Genomic DNA, 17781 nt, shown 5'->3' on the forward strand with positions numbered 1-17781 from the left:
CTGGTGGGCTGACGCTTAGGCCTCGGCGAGCGGGAAGACGAGAAGGATGCTCGACGCCGGAGCGACGACCTTGGCCTGGTCGCCGGGCACCTCGCGGTCGGCGAAGACGACGCGGTGGCCGGGCATTGTCACGGGGCCAACGCCGAGGAGCGGACCGCTCGTCGACGTGACTGGACGCGGGTACATCACCGTGATCTCGATGGAGGTGTTCGCGACGCCTGCCGGCAAGGTCGTTCGTGTGGGTGGCACAACCGAGCGCTCGTGGTGGCTGACGTATCGAACGCACGTCAACTGCGATCAGCGGCGTCCACGATGGGACTGGGCTGGCGGCGGAAACAGCGACGGCCCGATTGCCCGGCAAATTGCTGGGGCAGTCGGGCCGTGGCCTCAAGTGCGGAAGGCGGGACTTGAACCCGCACGCTCGAAAGCACAGGAACCTAAATCCTGCGTGTCTGCCAATTTCACCACTCCCGCGCGACTCCCCATCTTAAGGGTTTCTGGGGAGTGGCGGTGTCACAGCGCTTCGCTGAAGCGGGAGAGGAGCTCCTCGGTGGTCTCGTCGCGGCAACTGCGGTAGTTCTCGCCCGCCCACAGGTTGAGGTACTCGGGGCTGTCGCTTGAGGCATCACGAATCGGCTTGGTCAGGAAATGCACGATCGGGTAGCTCGCTGGTGCGACGAGATCGAACTCATCTATGAAGCGATTCCGGAGGCCGCGAGCGTTGCGGCCGGAGTAGGCGCGTGTCACGACGGTCTCGCGAGTTCCGGCGAGCAGCGCCTCCCGGTGAGGCGGGCGCGTGCCCGCCTCCTGCACGGTGAGGAAGGCAGTGCCGAGGGCCACCGCATCCGCACCGGCGTCGAGGAGGCTCCGGGCGCGCTCGGGTGTGTCGATGCCGCCGGTTGCGATGATGCTGGCGCGGGCCACGCGTGCGAGGGGCAGGATGCGCGCAAGCAACTGGTCGAGCGAGAGCGAGTCGGGGATCGTGGACTGATCGAAGTTCGCGCGGTGGCCACCTGCTGCGGGGCCCTGCACGATCAGGACTTCAGGCCCGGTCTCAAACGCCATCACGGCGTCCTCGACACTCGCGATCGTGACGCCGATGGCCGTGCCCACGGCGCGGAGCCGCTTCACGACCTGGAGATCGGGCATCCCGAACGTGAACGTGACGAGCGGGACGGGAGACGCCTCGAGGGCTTCGATCTTTTCGAAGAACGCGTCGTCGCCCGGGTCACACACCTCGGGCACCTCGACACCGAGACGTTCGGCGAGGGGGATGAGCCGCTCTCGGTAGCGTTCAGCCGCAGCGACGTCGGCCGGAGTCGACTCGGGGACGAATAGGTTGACCGCGAATGGCTCAGCGGTGAGGGCGCGGGTCGCGGCCAGTTTCTCGGCGAACGCCTCGGCCGAGAGGTAGCCACCTGCCAGGGTTCCGAGAGCCCCGAAGTTACTCACGGCGGCAACGAGTTCCGGCGTGGTGGGGCCTCCTGCCATCGGCGCCTGAACGACGGGCAGCCGGCGAGCATGCAAGTCAATCACCTGGCCAGTCTATGCATTTGGGCCGACCTGTGGATAACTCGAACATGGTTTTTGCGATTTCGTCATGATGCTCTCGTGAACATTGCCGTGAGTGCCATTGCCGATCGGGTCCGCGACCGTGTCGAACGCGAGGGCATCGAACTCGCTCCCGGGTCGAAGCAGGCGAGCGAACTCGTGCGGGCTGAAGTCCGGGCCTACGGCGAGCGCGCCACGGGCGAAGAAGCGCGCCTCTTGCATGACGAGCACGCGACCGTGCGCGACGTGCTCGCAAACGTCACTGGCTTCGGAGCGCTGCAGCCCTACCTCGACGACCCTGAGATAGAAGAGATCTGGGTGAACGCGCCGAGCCGCATCTTTGTCGCCAAGAACGGCCGCTCAGAGCTGACAAACACTGTCATCAGCGAGAACGAGTTGCGCGATCTCGTCGAGCGGATGCTGCGGTCGACCGGTCGCCGACTCGACTTGAGCAGCCCGTTTGTCGACGCCTCGCTGCCCGATGGCAGCCGACTGCACGTCGCGATTCCCGAGATCGCTCGACGACACCCGGCCATCAACATCCGCAAGTTCATCCGCCGCATCCGCGACCTGCAGGCGCTCGTTGAGCGGGACTCGCTCACGCCGCAGGCAGCCAGGCTCCTGCGTGGGGCCGTGCGCTGCGGGCTCAACATTCTCGTGTCCGGCGCCACACACACCGGCAAGACCACGATGGTGGGCGCGTTGCTGGCGGCGGGCGAAGCGAGTGACCGCGTCATCACGGTTGAAGAGACCTTCGAGCTTGATGTGGTCACGCGCGACGTCGTCGCGCTCCAGTGTCGACCGCCCTCGCTCGAGGGCCGCGGCGAAATCACGCTCCGACGACTCGTGAAAGAGGCGCTCCGCATGCGGCCCGATCGGCTCGTGGTGGGCGAGGTGCGTGAGGCCGAGGCACTCGAGTTGCTCGTGGCGCTGAACTCGGGCGTCCCGGGCATGTGCACCATCCACGCGAACTCCGCCCGCGATGCCCTCGTCAAGCTTGCGACGCTACCCCTCCTCGCGGGCCGCAATATCGACGCGAGCTTCGTCGTGCCGACCATCGCCTCGACGATCGACCTCGTGGTGCATCTCGAGCACACGCCAACCGGCGGGCGCCGTGTCGCCGAGATCCTCGCCCCCACGGGCGCGGTGAATGCCGGGGTCATCGAAGCCACGACGCTATTCCGCCGTGAGCGCGAGGAGCTTGTCGCCACTGGCATGACACTGCAGCGCGACGAGAAGCTCCGTCGCCACGGCCTTGACGGCACGCAACTCATCGGGGCAGTCTCGTGACGGCCTGGCTGATCGCGATCGTCGCGGCGCTCGGCGTCGCCCTGTGTCTGTCAGCCTGGATCTGGCCACGCGAGCACGACGACGAGCTCGTGGCGCACTCACGACTCGGCTTCGTGGAAGATGCGCTGCTGCGCGCTGGCCTGCCGAAGTTTCCGGCCCTCGCGTTCATCGCGCTTGTCGCCGTGTGTGGCATCGCGACCGCCGCAATCGCACTGGCTCTGAGTGGCGTGATCGCCCTCGGGGTGCTCGGCGCGGTCGCAGGCTGCTGGCTTCCGATTCTTGCGATCCGCATGCGGGCGACAAAACGCCGGGAAGCACATCGGGGCGCCTGGCCAGACGCGGTCGACCATCTCATTGCGTCGATCCGCAGCGGCCTCGGCCTGCCCGATGCAGTGGCTCAGCTCGCGACTAAGGGACCAGAGACACTGCGCGACGACTTTGAGCAGTTTGTGCGTCGCTACCGCGCAACGGGTTCGTTCGCGACCGCGGTCGACGAAGTCAAGGAGCGGCTTGCCGACCCGGTGGGCGACCGTCTGCTCGAAACACTGCGCATGGCGCGCGACGTCGGCGGCACCCAGCTCGTGCCGGTGCTGCGCGCGTTCTCGGAACACCTGCGCGAAGCCCAGGCCGTGCGACACGAGGCAGAAGCACGGCAGGGATGGGTGGTGAACGCCGCTCGCTTGGGCGCGGTCGCGCCGTGGCTCGTACTCCTGCTGCTCGTGAGTCGGCCCGAGGCCGCGGCGGCCTACAACACCCCCGTCGGCTTCATCGTGATTCTGCTCGGGCTCGGCATCACGGTGCTGGCGTACCGCCTCATGATCGCTCTGGGCCGTATCCCGGATGAGGGACGGTGGTTCGCGTGATCACGTCGCAGCCGCTTGCGCTCGCCCTGCTATTCGGCACGGTACTTGGGCTTGGTCTCTGGTCGGTGGTCGCCACGCTGCCGCAGCTGCGTCGCCCCCGGCTGATCGACCGCGTCGCACCGCATCTCGTCGACATCGCACCAGCGGCGCGCGAGCACGCTCTGCGCCGAGTCATCGACCCGCTCCCAATCCTTGGGCAACTGCTTTCGCCGCTCATCGCGTGGTTACGTCGCATCCTCGGCGAGGTCATCGGCGGCAACGACCTCGTTGCCATGCGACTGCGCCAGGCGGGCCAGACGACGAGCGTCGAGCGGTTTCGCACCCAGCAGGCAGTCTGGGCACTCGTCGGAATCGTGCTCGGTCTGGTGTTCGCCCTGGCAAGCCTCCGAAGCGCGGCCAACCAGGCGCTCGTCATCATCGTGATGCCACTCCTGGGCGGGGTGATTGCGGTCGCGGTCCGCGAACTGCTGCTGCGACACGCGGCGAGCGCCCGCATCCGCCGAATCGCAAGTGAGTATCCGACCGTGCTCGAGTTCATGAGCCTGTCGCTCGCCGCCGGCGAGGGAATCTTCGACTCGCTCGTGCGGGTGAGCGCGCTCGGTAACAGTGAGCTCGGGCGCGAGTTTGCGGGTGTGGTGCGCCGGGTTCGTGCCGGCGCCGCACTCGGCCCGTCGCTTCGGGAACTCGGCCGAGACCTCGGCCACGTCCCGCTTGCCCGCACCTGTGACCACCTGCTCACGGCGATGGAGCGCGGCGCACCACTTGTCGAGGTGCTGCAAGCCCAGGCGAGCGACGCGCGTGACCTTGGCAAGCGCGAGTTGCTCGAGGTCGCGGGCCGCAACGAGCTCCGCATGATGGTGCCGCTCGTCATGTTGATCCTCCCCGTCACGGTGCTCTTCGCGCTGTATCCGTCGTTCTTCATCATCTCCACCTCCTTCTAACGCCACCCGACACGCTCCACCGCATCGAAAGGAACCCCGTGCAACTCCTCCTCTGGCTCCAGACCACCCTGATCTCCGTGAGCGCGCGAACCCGCGACGAAGAACGCGGCGACGTACCTGGCTGGATCCTCATCGCCATCATGAGCGCGGGGCTGGTCGTGCTGATCTGGGCCCTCGCTGGTCCGCTCCTGACCCAGGTATTCGAAGATGCGGTCAATCGCGTCACGAGTAACTTCTGACCGGGGCGCGGCACCGGCCGAGTGGTCGCTCGTCGCCGGGATACTGACGCTGCTCTTCCTCACCGTCTTGCAGTTGGCGTTCTTCATGCACGTGCGCACGACGATCATCGATGCGGCGGCCGAAGGTGCGCGGGTCGCGGGGCTGCGAGAGGGCTCGCCCGCGGCCGGGGCCGAGCGCACCGAATATCTCGTCACGAGCGCGCTTTCGGCGGCGTACGCGGAAGACATTGTCGTCTCGCAGACCGGCGGGCTCATTGAAGTGCGAGTCACCGCACCGCTGCCGTTCATCGGACTGCTCGGATTCCCGGACGGAATGGAGGTCGTCGCCCATGCACCGATGGAATGACCTCGTCCAGCGACTCGGCCAGCGGCTCGGCGACGAACGGGGCTCGGCAAGCCTCGAGTTTCTCGGCGTAGGTGTGTTACTGCTCGTGCCCGTCGCCTACGGCACCCTCACGCTTGGGCAGGCGGAACAGGCCATGCTCGGCAGCGAACTTGGCGCGAGGAACGCGGCGCGCGTCCTGGCGGCCGACGGCATCGACCAACTCAGCCTCGCGAATCACCACATTACGATCGCCCTTGAGAATCATGGGCTCGACCCGGAACTCGCGTCGGTCGACGTGCGCTGTGCGCCAACCCCGGACTGCACGGTGGCGGGCGAGACACTGACTGTCACCGTGCGCTACGAACTCGAATTGCCACTGATGTTCGGCACGAGTGACTTGCTCAGCATCCCCGTCGAGGCGAGCAGCACATTTCCGCAACAGCGATTCGCGACGGGGGAGTGATGCACCGAAACGTCGCCGAAGACCGCGGTTCGATCACACCGCTCGCGATCGTCTATGTTGTCGTGGCGCTCCTCGTCGCGCTCGTCATCGCGGCCGCTGGCAGCCTATATCTCGAACGTAAGCAGCTGCTCGAGCTCGCGGATGCGGCCGCGCTCGCCGCTGCGCAGTCCTACGACCTCGACTCCGTCCACCTCGACGTCGACGGCGTGCGGGTGCAACTGGATCCCGAGCAGGTCCGTGAGCGAGCGGCCGACTACGTTGCCCGCTATGGACCCGAGGATGCGCGGGTCACGCAAGTGCACGTGAGCGGCGACACGGTCGCGATCACGGTGACCGGTACCTGGTACGCGCCGATCGTCAACGACGTCGTGCCGGCGACCATCGAGGTGACGGTGACGGCGACCGCGGTATCCGAACTCCGGTAGCTCGCACGATCAATCTGGGATAGATGCCGAATCTGTATGACGGATCGCAAACCTGTCTGATAGCTTTGGGTGTGATCCGACAGGTCACCTCAAAGGTGAAGGAACCATGACATACACGCCCGACACCATCTCCTCGATCACCCTCTCGACGCTGCGACTGCCCCTCGCACGCCCGATTTCCGATGCGAAGGTTCTCACCGGCCGGCAGAAGCCGATGACCGAGGTCATCTTCCTTATCGCTGAAATCGAGACCGCGCAGGGCTTCAACGGCCACGGCTTCAGCTACTCGAAGCGCGCAGGCGGCCCCGCCCAGTACGCTCACGCGAAGGAAGTTGCCTCGACCGTCATCGGCGAAGACCCGAACGACATCGAGAAGCTCTATACCAAGCTGCTCTGGGCCGGCGCATCCGTTGGTCGTGCCGGCGTCGCGACACAGGCGCTCGCCGCGATCGACATCGCGCTCTATGACCTCAAGGCGCGGCGCGCAAACCTGCCCCTCGCAAAGCTGCTCGGCAGCCACCGCGACTCGGTGCGCACCTACAACACCTCCGGCGGCTTCCTGAGCTCGCCCATCGACGAGGTCGTCGAGAACGCGTCGAAGTCGCTCGAGGCCGGCATCGGCGGCATCAAGATCAAGGTTGGCCTGCCCGACCGCAAGGAGGACATGGAGCGCGTGCGTCGCGTGCGCGAGCACGTCGGCCCCAACGTGCCGATGATGGTCGACGCGAACCAGCAGTGGGACCGCGCAACGGCGATGCGCCTCGGCCGCCAGCTCGAGGAGTACAACCTCGTGTGGATCGAGGAGCCGCTTGACGCCTACGACTTCGAGGGCCACGCCGAGCTTGCTCGCGCCCTCGTCACGCCGATCGCCACCGGTGAGATGCTCGCCTCGGTCGGCGACCACAAGCAGCTCATCGCAGCGTGCGGCTGCGACACGCTGCAGCCCGATGCCCCGCGAGTCGGCGGCATCACCAACTTCCTGCGCATCCTCGCCCTTGCCGACGAGGCGGGCCTCGACATCGCACCGCACTTTGCGATGGAGATCCACGTGCACCTCGCCGCGTGCTACCCCCGCGAGACTTGGGTCGAGCACTTCGACTGGCTCGACCCGCTGTTCGAAGAGCGCCTCGAGACCCGTGACGGCCGCATGTTCGTGCCTGAGCGCCCGGGCCTCGGCATCACCTTCAGCGACCAGGCTCGCGCGTGGGTGACCGAGTCGGTCACGGTCACCGAGCGTGGTTAGCTAATCGCATGACGCGAGCCGAAGAGATTGCCGACGACCTCGCCGCAAGAATCGTTGCGGGCGAAATCGCGCCGGGGGAGCGGCTGCCGAGCGAGCAGCGCCTCACGGAGGCCTACGGCGCAAGCCGCACGGTGATTCGCGAGGCGGTTCACCGGCTGCAATCTCGGGGCCTCGTGCACACCAAGGTGGGGTCGGGGAGTTACGCCCTGGCCCCACCTGCGCCCCGGGCGGACGATGCCGACTGGCTCACCGCATCCGGGTCGGAGGAGCGTGCAGAACTGCACGAGTTCCGTATCGCCCTTGAGGCCGAATCGGCAGCCCTCGCCGCGCGACGGGCGTCAGCGCGGCAGCTCGCGGCGATCGCTCGAGCGCTCGAACGACTCGCCGACGCGAGCCGCCCCGCAGACACCGTCGAGGCCGACGTCGCCTTTCACCGGGCCGTTGCCGAAGCCGGGGCCAACCGCTTCCTGCTCGAAGCGACCGACCGGCTCGGGCCCCGCGCGATCGTGCTGCCCCCGGCTCGCCTGACGGATTCGGACCGTGCCGCCACCGCGGCGATGCTCGCCGAACACGGCGCGGTGCTCACCGCGATCGAGGCGCAGGATGCGGTGGGAGCGAACGCGGCCATGCGGGCACACTTACTTGCCTCGGTCGCGCGCCGCGAACACGACGCCTGACCCCGACCGCGCACGAGTAGGCTGGAGGGATCATGATCAATCTCGACTTTTCCGCCGAGATCGCTGATTTGCGGTCGACGTTTGCCTCGATCACCGAGGTGCTCAACCCGGAGGCGCTCGCCGCTCGGGCGCAAGAGCTTGAGGCCGTTGCCTCGGCCCCCGACCTGTGGGACGACGTCGAGAATGCGCAGCGGGTCACGAGCGACTTGTCGCACGCGCAGGCCGACCTCAAGCGCATCCAGAGCATTGAGGCGCGCCTCGACGACCTCGAAGTGCTTATCGAACTTGCCAACGAGGGCGACGACGAGGCGACCGCGGCCGAGGCCAAGCAGGAGCTCGAAGCGATCACGAAGGTGATCGGTGACCTCGAGGTGCAGACGCTGCTCGACGGTGAGTTCGACCCTCGCCCCGCCGTTATCACGATTCGCGCCGGGGCCGGCGGCGTCGACGCCGCGGACTTTGCCGAGATGCTGCTGCGCATGTACACGCGCTGGGCTGAGCAGCACGACTATCGGGTCAACGTGCTCGACACCTCGTACGCCGAGCAGGCCGGCGTGAAGTCGGCCACGTTTGAGGTTGACGAACCGTACGCCTTCGGCACCCTCTCGGTCGAGGCGGGCACGCACCGCCTCGTGCGGATGAGCCCGTTCAATTCGGCCGGCTCGCGCGAGACGAGCTTCGCCGCGGTCGAGGTCGTGCCGCTGATCGAGCAGGCGGACCACATCGACATTCCCGACAACGACATTCGCGTCGACGTGTTCCGGTCGTCGGGCCCCGGCGGCCAGTCGGTCAACACGACCGACTCGGCGGTGCGCATCACGCACCTGCCGACGGGCATCGTCGTGAGCTGCCAGAACGAGAAGTCGCAGATTCAGAACCGGGCCGCCGCGATGCGCGTGCTCCAGTCGCGCCTGCTGCTGCAGCGCCGCGAAGAGGAAGAAGCGAAGAAGAAGGAACTCGCGGGCAACATCACCGCGAGCTGGGGCGATCAGATGCGCTCGTACGTACTCGCCCCCTACAAGATGGTGAAGGACCTCCGCAGCGGTCACGAGTCGGGCAATCCCGATCGCGTGTTCGGCGGCGATCTCGATGAGTTCATCTCGTCGGGCATTCGCTGGCGCAAGACGACCCAGTCGGAATCCATGTAGCATCGGCGCGAACGGGGTTTCTCGAAGGAGCCAGCCGGCCACTGCAAAGGAGCATGACCGTGTCCCACGAAGTAGGCACACCGCAGCCACGCCAGAAGCGTGAGTTCTTCGGCTCGCGCAACATGTTCATCCTCGCGGCCATCGGCTCGGCCGTTGGGCTCGGCAACATCTGGCGGTTCCCGTACGTCGCCTACGAGAACGGTGGCGGCGCCTTCATCGTGCCGTACGTCATCGCGGTGGTCTGCGCGGGCATCCCGCTGCTCTTCTTTGACTACGTGATCGGGCACCGCTACGGCGGCTCAGCGCCGCTGTCGATGGCCCGCATCTCGCGCTGGCTCGAGACTATCGGCTGGTGGCAGGTGCTCATCTGCTTCATCATCGGGCTCTACTACGCGGTCATCGTGGCCTGGGCTGCGATGTTCATGATCTACTCGATCACCGGCGCGTGGGGCGACGACGCGAACGGCTTCTTCTTTAACGACTTCTTGCAGATGAGCGACACGGTCGCATTCACCGGCGAGTTCGTCGGCCACATCTTCTGGCCAGAGCTCATGGTGTGGGTCGTGACCTTCATCCTCATCTTCCTCGGGGTGAACAAGGGCATCGCCGGCGCCAACCTCATCTTCATGCCGCTGCTTGTGATCATGTTTGTGATCATGGTGGTGCAGGCCCTCTTCCTCCCGGGCGCGATGGACGGCCTCAACGCGTTGTTCACACCAGATTGGTCGGCGCTCGGGCGCGGCGAGGTGTGGGCCGCGGCTGTGGGCCAGATCTTCTTCTCGCTCTCGGTCGGCTTCGGCATCATGATTACCTACGCGTCCTACCTCAAGCGCAAGTCCGACCTCACCGGATCTGGCCTTGTCGTGGGCTTTTCGAACTCGGCGTTCGAGATCCTCGCGGGCATCGGCGTGTTTGCGGCGCTCGGCTTCATGGCTCAGGCTGCCGGCACCACAGTGGATGAGACGGCGACCTCGGGCATCGGCCTCGCATTCGTGGCGTTCCCAACGATTATTTCGCAGGCGCCACTTGGTGCACTCATCGGCGTGCTCTTCTTCGGCTCGCTCGTGTTTGCCGGGTTCACGTCGATGGTGTCGATCATCGAAGTCGTCGTCGCCGGCGTGCGCGATAAGCTCGGGCTCACCCGCCAGGTCGCCGCGCTCGTGGTCATCGTGCCGATGGCGATCATCTCGCTGCTGCTGTTCCCGACGACCGCCGGCCTGTACTTCCTCGACGTGTTCGACGCGTTCGTCAACCAGTACGGCATCCTCGCCGCCGCGTTGGTGGCGATCATCTGCGTTGGCTGGATCTGCGGCAAGTTGCCACTGTTCTCGCGCCACCTGTCCAAGCTCTCGAGCATCCCTGCCAACTGGGTCTGGATTCTCTTCGTGGGCGCGATCGTGCCGCTCGCGCTCGCCTACATGCTCTACACGCAGCTCACGAAGGACCTCTCGAGTGTCTACGGCGGGTACCCGCCCGAGTTCGTCGCGGTGTTCGGCTGGGGCATGGTGATCGCGCTCGTCGTGGTCGCGATTATTCTCGCGGCCCTGCCTTGGTCGAGACGCATCGACACGGGCTTTGACGAGGCGGCGGAAGATGCTGAGGTTGACGAGATTTACGAGGCGCGACTCGCCCGCGAAAGCGACGAGCGGACCGCAACGAACGGAACGGAGGCCACGTCATGAACGGCGATGCAATCGTCATGATGGTTGTCGCAATTGTCGTGATCTGGGGAGGGATGGTTGCTGCGTTCATCAACCTTCGCCGGCGCAGCACAGATGGTGATGACTAACCGCGCGTCGCGCGGCTAATCGCCGCGGCGCCCCGTAGCGTATGGGGCGTCATGATTAGATTCGATCACGTCTCCAAGGTCTACCGCGAGCAGCACGGCGCTGCGCTCGACGACGTGACCTTCGAGATTCTCCGAGGCGAATTCGTCTTCCTTGTCGGTCCGTCGGGCTCTGGCAAATCCACCGTGCTGCGGCACGTGCTCCTCGAGGAGCACCCCACAGACGGCCAGGTGCACGTACTCGGCCAGGATCTCAGCAAGATCTCCAACCGCAAGGTGCCCTTCTACCGCCGCAACGTTGGCATGGTTTTTCAGGACTTTCGCCTCCTCGTCAACAAGACGGTCTACGAGAACGTCGCGTACGCGCAGAAGGTGATCGGACGTTCGCGTGCCCACATCCGTCGCTCGGTGGCGGATGTGCTCGACACGGTTGGTCTCGCCGGCAAAGAAGATCGCTTCCCCCACGAGCTCTCCGGCGGTGAGCAGCAGCGCGTCGCGATTGCCCGCGCTGTGGTGAACAAGCCCGCGATCCTGCTCGCCGACGAGCCCACCGGTAACCTCGACCCGGCGACCTCGCGCGAGATCATGCGCGTGCTGCGGCGAATCAATAAGAACGGCACCGCCGTGCTGATGGCCACGCACGACGTGTCAGTCGTCGACGAGGAGCGCCAGCGGGTACTCGAACTCGCCGATGGTGAGCTCGTCCGCGATGAGGCGGGCGGCGTGTACACCCCCGAGATCGTCATTTACGAAGAGCCCGAGGCGCCCGAGGTGGCGACGAAGCGCAAGCCAACCATCGCCGAGTCGATGGCGGCGCGTGTCGCAGAACCAGACCAGCGCGCCCACCAGGCCGACTCCGATATCGACTCGCCCACCTCGCGCCTCACCGAGGACGACGATGGCGAAGAACTCGAGCACAATATCGACGGCACCGCGAGCAATGGGGGTGAGCGCTAATGTTCGGCTTCATCATGGGCGAGATGTGGCAGGGCCTGCGCCGCAACACCTCGATGGTCATCTCGGTGATCCTCGTCACGTTCGTCTCGCTGACCTTTGTCGGCGCCGCGATCCTGCTGCAATTCCAAATCCAGAGTATGAAAACGTACTGGTACGACCGGGCGCAGGTCGCAGTCGACTTCTGCACCGAGCAGTCACAGTCACCAAACTGCACCGGCGGCGTCGCGACGCAGGATCAGATCGATGCGGTCGAGACGGAACTCCAGGGCGACGCGCTGTCGCCATACGTGAACGAGTACTTCTTTGAGTCGCAGGACGACGCCTATGGGCGATTCGTCGAGCAGTTCAAGGACGACCCGCTCGTCTCGTTCGTGACGCCCGAGCAGCTCAACCAGGCGTTCTGGGTGAACATGGTCAACCCCGAGGACTCCGACATCGTCATCCAATCGATCACCGGCATGCCCGGCGTCGAATCGGTGACCGACCAGCGGCAGTTCCTCGACGGTATCTTCGCCGTGCTCAACGGCGCGAGCATCACCGCGTTCGCGGTCGCGCTCGTCATGCTCGTCGCGGCCGTCTTGCTCGTGGCCACGACCATCCGTCTCTCGGCCTTCTCGCGCCGACGCGAGCTGCGCATCATGCGCCTCGTTGGCGCCTCGAACGGCTTCATTCAAGCGCCGTTCATCCTCGAGGGTGTGTTTGCCGGCCTGGTCGGTTCGCTGTTCGCGGCAGCGGCCGTGCTCGGGGGCACGCACTTCTTCGTGCAGGGGTACCTCCAGCCCCGGATGCCGGGGATGCAGCTGGTCTCGATTTGGCCGGAGGCGGCGATCTCCGCCGGCGTTGTCGTCGCCATCGGCGTCCTCTTGGCGGGGCTCGCCTCGAGTATGTCGATTCGCCGCTACCTTCGCGTCTAGCGGACCGGTTGATCGCATCCGTGGCAAGGCCCTAGACTAAGACTTTGCCCGGAACAGCGACGAGCCGGCGGAGGAGGACGCGATGGCGAAGAAGCAAGACGATGGTCGTCAGGTCGTGGCGTCGAACCGCAAGGCGCGGCACGACTACAACATCGAAGACACCTACGAAGCAGGCATGGTGCTGACCGGCACCGAGGTTAAGGCCCTGCGGCAAGGCCGCGCGTCACTTGTCGACGGCTTCGCGCACGTCGAGAACGGCGAGATGTGGCTCGAGGCGGTCTTCATCCCCGAGTACTTCCAGGGCACGTGGAACAACCACGCGCCGCGCCGCAAGCGCAAGCTGCTGCTGCACCGCGACGAGATTCGCAAGATCTCCGGCAAGACCCGCGAGGGCGGCTACACGATCGTGCCGTTGCAGCTGTACTTTGTTGACGGCCGCGCGAAGGTTGAGATCGCGGTCGCCAAGGGGAAGCGCGAGTTCGACAAGCGGCAGGCGCTCCGTGAGCGACAGGACAGCCTTGAGGCGCGTCGCGCCATGCGATCCCGCGGCTACGTGGGCGAGGGCTAGGCCCGCGGCCGGCAGATCGCTCTCGACAATGGAGGAGGGTCCCGCACCGATTGGTGCGGGACCCTCCTCCATTGGGCTGGAGGTTCGATTAGCCGATAATCGCGCTCGCCGTCGAGTCGGCGTCGCTCTTCAGGCCATCGAGGTAGGTCGCGATCGAGGAACCGGTGCGGGTGAGCGAGGAACCGACGTTCGGCTCGATCGACTGCCATTCGGTGAGCACGGCGGTAGCCGCCGTGTCCTCGGCCGACTGCGCATCCTGGATCAGGCCATCGAGGTCGGGGTAGAGCGTCTGCCCAACCTCAACCGTGGGGGCCGTGTTGCGCAGGTGGTCGACGACCGCCTGGTTCGCGTCGGCGGCGTTCTGGTACTCCGTCGCCGCGACATCGCAGACCGACTGGAATGCGTCGAGGAAGCAGTTCTCGCTGTACTGCTTCGCGAGCCCGGCGTAGTAGTCGACGTAGGTCGACTCGTAGGCCGCCGCGAAGGTTTCGCGCGTGTCGTCGTTATAGAGGTCGGGGCAACCCGACGCGTTCGAGCACGGGAAGTAGATCGCGCCGTCGTTCGTCGTGATTTCGCCACCGTTCTCGATGACGTAGGCGTCCGGCATCGTCGTGTTGAGGTCGTCGCGGTAGTTCTGCTGCAGCTCCGCGTAGGCGGGCAGCGAGTCGCAGACTTGCTGCTGCGCCGCGAGGTAGGCGTCCGACTGTGTGAGGAAGGTCTCGGCCGCGTCTCGCGAGGAGGCAAGCGCGTCGGCATCGGCCTGCGCTTGCTGATATGCCTCGGATGCCTCGGCACCCTCATCGGCAGGAAGCTCCGGAACCGTGGTGTCGGCGAGGTGCTGGCGCGTGTCCTGGCCGCCCGCGATGTCGCCGCACGCCGAACTCAGCGAGTCGATGCCGTCGGTGGTGAGGTCAAAGAACGTCTGGCTCGAGGCCGACAGTACCGAGGAGATCTCGGGCGCGGTCACAGCCGCGAGGTTCTCGGCGTTCCAAGCGGCGTTGTAGTCCTTCAACTCCTGCTGGAACGTGGCGGCGAGGTCGTCGCCGCGCTGCACGTTCTGATTGTGGATGAACCACGGGATGCCGATCGCGGCGGCGGCGATGACGATGACGGCGACGATGGCGGTCACGATGAAGCCGGTGCGGCGGAACCACGGCTTCCTTTTCTTCGGCTCGGAGCGGGGCGGCTCATTGCTGCCTGGGCCGCCTGGGCTACCTGGGCCACCTGGGCCACCCGGCCCAGCCGTAGGAGCACCGTAGTCGGAGCTGGAACCGTTGCGTGAGTCACCGGGGAACGCGGCGGGCGGCGCCCCGAACGACTGGGTTGCGGGTGCCTCGGTCTGGAACGACGGCATGGTGTACGCCTGCGTTGGCTGTGAGTCAGGCGACGAGCTCGCGCCCTCGTTCAGGGCCTCGCGCTCGTACGGAGTTGTGGGGGCATCGTCCGCGACGTCGGCCGGGAATCCCGCGGTCGGGTATGCCTGGGTTGCGCGCTCGTCGTGCGCGGCTTCCTCGCGTGCGGCGTGGGCATCGCCATCCGCGCCGAGCGCCGCGGCGAACGAGCCGTCGCTCGCGTTCTCGTCTGCTTCGCTCGGCGAGGCGACGAACGAGGGCGACGCGGGTGCGTCGGCGGATGCGGTCGAGTCGCTCGAGCTCGCGCCGAACGCGGGTGGGGCGAAGGCAGACCAGCCGCCCGAAGACTCGGTCTGTGAAGTGTCGTTGCCCGCGGGGGCCTGGGGCTCGGCGCTCGGGCCGCTCGCCGCATCCGACTCGGGGGTGTCGAGCGGCGGCAGCGGGGGAAGGTCGGGCATCGCCGGGGTCGACGACGCGTCGTCGTTCGCACCCGCACCCGCCGTGGGGTTGTGCTCAGGCTCGTTCTCGGGCCTGTTGTCGTCATTGTTGCGGCCGAACGGGCCGGCGCTGCCATCGTTCCAACTCATAGACCTAACAATACGGAGTCGGTGGGCGAAATGACGCGGGGCGCAGCAGAAATCAGGCTTGGGTTGCACGCCGAAATGGAATATACTCGAACGTCCCGGTGTTTCATCGGGTACAACTCAATAGCGATGCACGAGCTTCGCAGTCTCGGGGGTGATCGGTTTCGACATCGTTGGGGAAACTGCGTGAAGCGGGTCGAGGACGCGGGGTTATCTCGTAAACGCCCCTCGCAAAACATAAGTGCCAATAACAAGCGCACTGACTTCGCCCTCGCTGCCTAAGTAGCGAGCTCGAGTCCGTCAGCCTAGGTTTGCGTTCGACCTAGATCCTGACGTCATTTTGAACGCTTGCTACGAAACTGTGTTGCAGGGTTTCGTGGGACTCTAACTGTGACTGGGTCCGTCGACCAAGGTGTTTGCCCCAATGGTCGGGACCAAGTAAAACGTTTGGCAAACTGCACCCGGAGAAGCCGCAGACTCGTCGCGATGGACGAGGGTTCAATTCCCTCCACCTCCACGATTGTCCCGAGCCGCATCGGTGTCACTGACACCGATGCGGCTCGGGACTTTTTCGATGGGTCGGGCGCCATACCGCTCGCCGAGCCTGGCGCTCGTCGATGCGCGCCTACACTGCGAGCATGCGCATCTTTGTTCTCAACGGCCCCAACCTCAACACGCTGGGCAGCCGCAACCCCGAGGTCTACGGTACCGAAACCCTCGCTGACGTCGAGTCGCGGTGCGCGCGCCGGGCAGCGGAGCACGGCGCGACGGTCGAGTGCTACCAGACGAATCACGAGGGCGAGCTCATCGAACTGATCCAACGCGCCCGTACTGACGCCGAGGGCATCGTGCTCAACGCCGGGGCCTACACGCACACGTCGGTGGCGATCCACGACGCGCTGGAGTACGCCGAGACGGCGACCGTCGAGGTGCACATCTCGAATGTGCACCGTCGCGAGCCCTTCCGGCACACCTCATATGTGTCGCCCCAGGCGGATGCGGTGATCGCGGGTGCGGGAACGCTCGGCTACGAGCTCGCCATCGAATACCTTGTTGAGCAGCACCAGAAACGCAGCAAGCCCTCGACCCGATCGAACGGGCTGCCGTTCGATCGAATCAAGGACTTGCGCGATATTACCTTTGAGGACAAGAACCCGTCGGCATAGCGCCTGGCGCGACTAGCCGAACAGTCGTTGCGACGCGAGCTGCGCGCCCGCGGTCAGCGACTCGAGCTTCGCCCACGCGATGTCGGGATGGATGCGGCCGCCGAAGCCACAATCGGTCGACGCGATGATGTTCTCGGCGCCAACGACCGACGCGAAGTTCTCAATGCGGTCGGCCACGAGTTCCGGGTGCTCGACTACGTTCGTCGAGTGCGAGACCACGCCGGGCACGATCTGCTTGCCGGCAGGGAGCTTCACGTCGCGCCACAGCTTCCACTCGTGCGCGTGGCGAACGTTGGCCGCCTCGAAGGAGTAGGTGCCCGCGTTGATCGTCAGCATCTGGTCGATGAGGTGGCGGAACTCGATGTCGGTCGTGTGCGGACCGTGCCACGAGCCCCAGCAGAGGTGGAAGCGAACGCGGTCCGCGGGCAGCCCCTCGAGCGCGTGGTTCAGGGCATCAACGCGAACCTGTGTGAAGGCAAGGTAGTCCTCGACCGTCGGCTCGGGCACGACCTGGTCCCAGCTCTCGGCGATCGACGGGTCGTCGATTTGCACGATGAATCCGGCGTCGACGATCGCCTTGTACTCCTCCTTCAGCGCCTCGGCGCTGGCCCACACGACGTCCTCGTCGGTCTCATAGAACGTGTTCTTGAGTCGGGCTGCCGAGCCGGGCGAGAGCGCGGCGACGAAACCGTCATTGGCGGCGCCAAGCTCGTCGAGTGCGGAGCGGAGGCCGGTGACGTCGGCCGCCACCGCGTCCTGGCCGATGTAGCGTAGTTCGGAGGTGATCGCCGGCGGCGTGGCCTTCGATCGCCCCGCGAGCACGCCGTTCTCAGGGTCGAGGTAGGCATCGTGGAACAGCGTGCGGTCACGACGGTGAGCGAAGTCGGCGAGGCGAACCTTGCCGGGCTCCGACGTGATGACCTCGCCGTTCTCGTCCCAGCGGTCGCCGGCCGTGCTCGGGGTGAGACCCGCGAGGCGCGTGAACGAGTAGTTCCACCACCCGCCGTAGTCGACCGACTGGGTCATGAGGTGGCCGTACTCGCCATCGTTGACGATGTCGATCCCAGTGTCGATCTGGCGCTGGACGACGGCAACGACCTCTTCGTGCAGAACACCGGTGAACTCGTCCCAGCTGAGGGCGCCTTCCTGGTGGCGCGCGTTGGTTTCGAGCAGGCGCTTGGTGCGGGGGAGCGAGCCAACGTGGCTCGTGCGGATCCGTTCGGTCGACACAGCTATCCTTCAGTCTTGGTTTGTTCACCGTATCGTCCGCCGCCTGAGCCGCCGGCCAC

20 protein-coding genes, 1 tRNA gene and 1 other RNA gene are annotated in these 17781 nt (G+C 65.9%); 17 read left to right on the forward strand and 5 right to left on the reverse strand.

Annotated elements, in window-relative coordinates; all coding sequences use genetic code 11:
• Window positions 1–15 precede the first annotated feature (15 nt).
• The 3 genes from QM019_RS00135 to QM019_RS00145 form a co-directional block, all read right to left on the reverse strand.
• Complete coding sequence (locus tag QM019_RS00135; protein WP_282851410.1) at window positions 16–228, reverse strand: thioesterase superfamily protein; 213 nt, start codon at window positions 226–228, stop codon at window positions 16–18.
• A gap of 164 nt (window positions 229–392) precedes the next feature.
• A tRNA-Leu gene (locus QM019_RS00140) sits at window positions 393–474 on the reverse strand.
• 39 nt (window positions 475–513) lie between these two features.
• Entirely contained in the window at window positions 514–1536 is a 1023-nt protein-coding gene (locus tag QM019_RS00145) for a nitronate monooxygenase (protein WP_282851411.1), read from the reverse strand.
• Between the two features lie 81 nt (window positions 1537–1617).
• Here QM019_RS00145 and QM019_RS00150 point away from each other — a divergent pair, with 81 nt between their 5' ends.
• The 15 genes from QM019_RS00150 (at window position 1618) to smpB (ending at window position 13390) form a co-directional block, all read left to right on the forward strand.
• Entirely contained in the window at window positions 1618–2841 is a 1224-nt protein-coding gene (locus QM019_RS00150; protein WP_428831941.1) for a TadA family conjugal transfer-associated ATPase, read from the forward strand.
• Window positions 2838–3704, forward strand: coding sequence for a type II secretion system F family protein (locus tag QM019_RS00155; protein WP_282851413.1), 867 nt, complete (start codon window positions 2838–2840; stop codon window positions 3702–3704). Before QM019_RS00150 ends, QM019_RS00155 begins: the two co-directional genes overlap by 4 nt.
• The gene (locus tag QM019_RS00160; protein WP_282851414.1) at window positions 3701–4645 is read left to right on the forward strand and encodes a type II secretion system F family protein; all 945 of its coding nucleotides are present in this window, start codon (window positions 3701–3703) and stop codon (window positions 4643–4645) included. Before QM019_RS00155 ends, QM019_RS00160 begins: the two co-directional genes overlap by 4 nt.
• A 38-nt stretch (window positions 4646–4683) precedes the next feature.
• Window positions 4684–4884, forward strand: coding sequence for a hypothetical protein (locus tag QM019_RS00165; protein WP_125106120.1), 201 nt, complete (start codon window positions 4684–4686; stop codon window positions 4882–4884).
• Window positions 4853–5230 (forward strand): TadE/TadG family type IV pilus assembly protein, encoded by a 378-nt coding sequence (locus tag QM019_RS00170; protein WP_282851415.1) that lies wholly within the window; start codon window positions 4853–4855, stop codon window positions 5228–5230. The genes QM019_RS00165 and QM019_RS00170 overlap by 32 nt, the downstream gene beginning before the upstream one ends.
• Complete coding sequence (locus tag QM019_RS00175; protein WP_282851416.1) at window positions 5214–5672, forward strand: TadE/TadG family type IV pilus assembly protein; 459 nt, start codon at window positions 5214–5216, stop codon at window positions 5670–5672. The genes QM019_RS00170 and QM019_RS00175 overlap by 17 nt, the downstream gene beginning before the upstream one ends.
• On the forward strand, window positions 5672–6097 hold the full coding sequence (locus QM019_RS00180) for a pilus assembly protein TadG-related protein (protein ID WP_125106117.1): 426 nt from the start codon (window positions 5672–5674) through the stop codon (window positions 6095–6097). Before QM019_RS00175 ends, QM019_RS00180 begins: the two co-directional genes overlap by 1 nt.
• A 106-nt stretch (window positions 6098–6203) precedes the next feature.
• Window positions 6204–7340, forward strand: a complete 1137-nt coding sequence (locus tag QM019_RS00185; protein ID WP_282851417.1) for an L-talarate/galactarate dehydratase — start codon at window positions 6204–6206, stop codon at window positions 7338–7340.
• Between the two features lie 8 nt (window positions 7341–7348).
• Window positions 7349–8017: a FadR/GntR family transcriptional regulator gene (locus QM019_RS00190; RefSeq protein ID WP_282851418.1), complete on the forward strand. Its 669-nt coding sequence runs from the start codon at window positions 7349–7351 to the stop codon at window positions 8015–8017.
• Window positions 8018–8049: 32 nt separating this feature from the next.
• Entirely contained in the window at window positions 8050–9165 is a 1116-nt protein-coding gene (gene prfB, locus QM019_RS00195; RefSeq protein WP_282851419.1) for a peptide chain release factor 2, read from the forward strand.
• 53 nt (window positions 9166–9218) lie between these two features.
• Window positions 9219–10847, forward strand: a complete 1629-nt coding sequence (locus QM019_RS00200; RefSeq protein WP_428831938.1) for a sodium-dependent transporter — start codon at window positions 9219–9221, stop codon at window positions 10845–10847.
• Complete coding sequence (locus tag QM019_RS00205; protein ID WP_193128762.1) at window positions 10844–10954, forward strand: methionine/alanine import family NSS transporter small subunit; 111 nt, start codon at window positions 10844–10846, stop codon at window positions 10952–10954. The genes QM019_RS00200 and QM019_RS00205 overlap by 4 nt, the downstream gene beginning before the upstream one ends.
• 51 nt (window positions 10955–11005) lie before the next feature.
• Window positions 11006–11908, forward strand: a complete 903-nt coding sequence (gene ftsE / locus QM019_RS00210; RefSeq protein ID WP_282851421.1) for a cell division ATP-binding protein FtsE — start codon at window positions 11006–11008, stop codon at window positions 11906–11908.
• The gene (gene ftsX, locus QM019_RS00215) at window positions 11908–12822 is read left to right on the forward strand and encodes a permease-like cell division protein FtsX (RefSeq protein WP_193128764.1); all 915 of its coding nucleotides are present in this window, start codon (window positions 11908–11910) and stop codon (window positions 12820–12822) included. The genes ftsE and ftsX overlap by 1 nt, the downstream gene beginning before the upstream one ends.
• An 82-nt stretch (window positions 12823–12904) precedes the next feature.
• Window positions 12905–13390, forward strand: a complete 486-nt coding sequence (gene smpB / locus QM019_RS00220) for an SsrA-binding protein SmpB (protein ID WP_125106109.1) — start codon at window positions 12905–12907, stop codon at window positions 13388–13390.
• A gap of 88 nt (window positions 13391–13478) precedes the next feature.
• On the opposite strand, the gene QM019_RS00225 is transcribed toward smpB, so the two are convergent.
• Window positions 13479–15329, reverse strand: a complete 1851-nt coding sequence (locus QM019_RS00225; protein WP_282851422.1) for a hypothetical protein — start codon at window positions 15327–15329, stop codon at window positions 13479–13481.
• 147 nt (window positions 15330–15476) lie between these two features.
• On the opposite strand from QM019_RS00225, the gene ssrA reads away from it, so the two are divergent.
• Both ssrA and aroQ read left to right on the forward strand, forming a co-directional pair.
• Window positions 15477–15846: a transfer-messenger RNA gene (gene ssrA, locus QM019_RS00230) on the forward strand.
• A 118-nt stretch (window positions 15847–15964) separates the two neighbouring features.
• Window positions 15965–16492 carry a type II 3-dehydroquinate dehydratase gene (aroQ, locus tag QM019_RS00235; protein WP_345957383.1) on the forward strand — a complete coding sequence of 176 codons (528 nt, stop codon included), beginning with the start codon at window positions 15965–15967 and terminating at the stop codon, window positions 16490–16492.
• A 12-nt stretch (window positions 16493–16504) separates the two neighbouring features.
• On the opposite strand, the gene QM019_RS00240 is transcribed toward aroQ, so the two are convergent.
• Window positions 16505–17728, reverse strand: coding sequence for a cobalamin-independent methionine synthase II family protein (locus tag QM019_RS00240; RefSeq protein WP_282851540.1), 1224 nt, complete (start codon window positions 17726–17728; stop codon window positions 16505–16507).
• Between the last annotated feature and the right edge of the window lie 53 nt (window positions 17729–17781).

Source organism: Gulosibacter sediminis (assembly GCF_030011715.1).
In the GTDB taxonomy this organism is placed as follows: Bacteria; Actinomycetota; Actinomycetes; order Actinomycetales; family Microbacteriaceae; genus Gulosibacter; species Gulosibacter sediminis.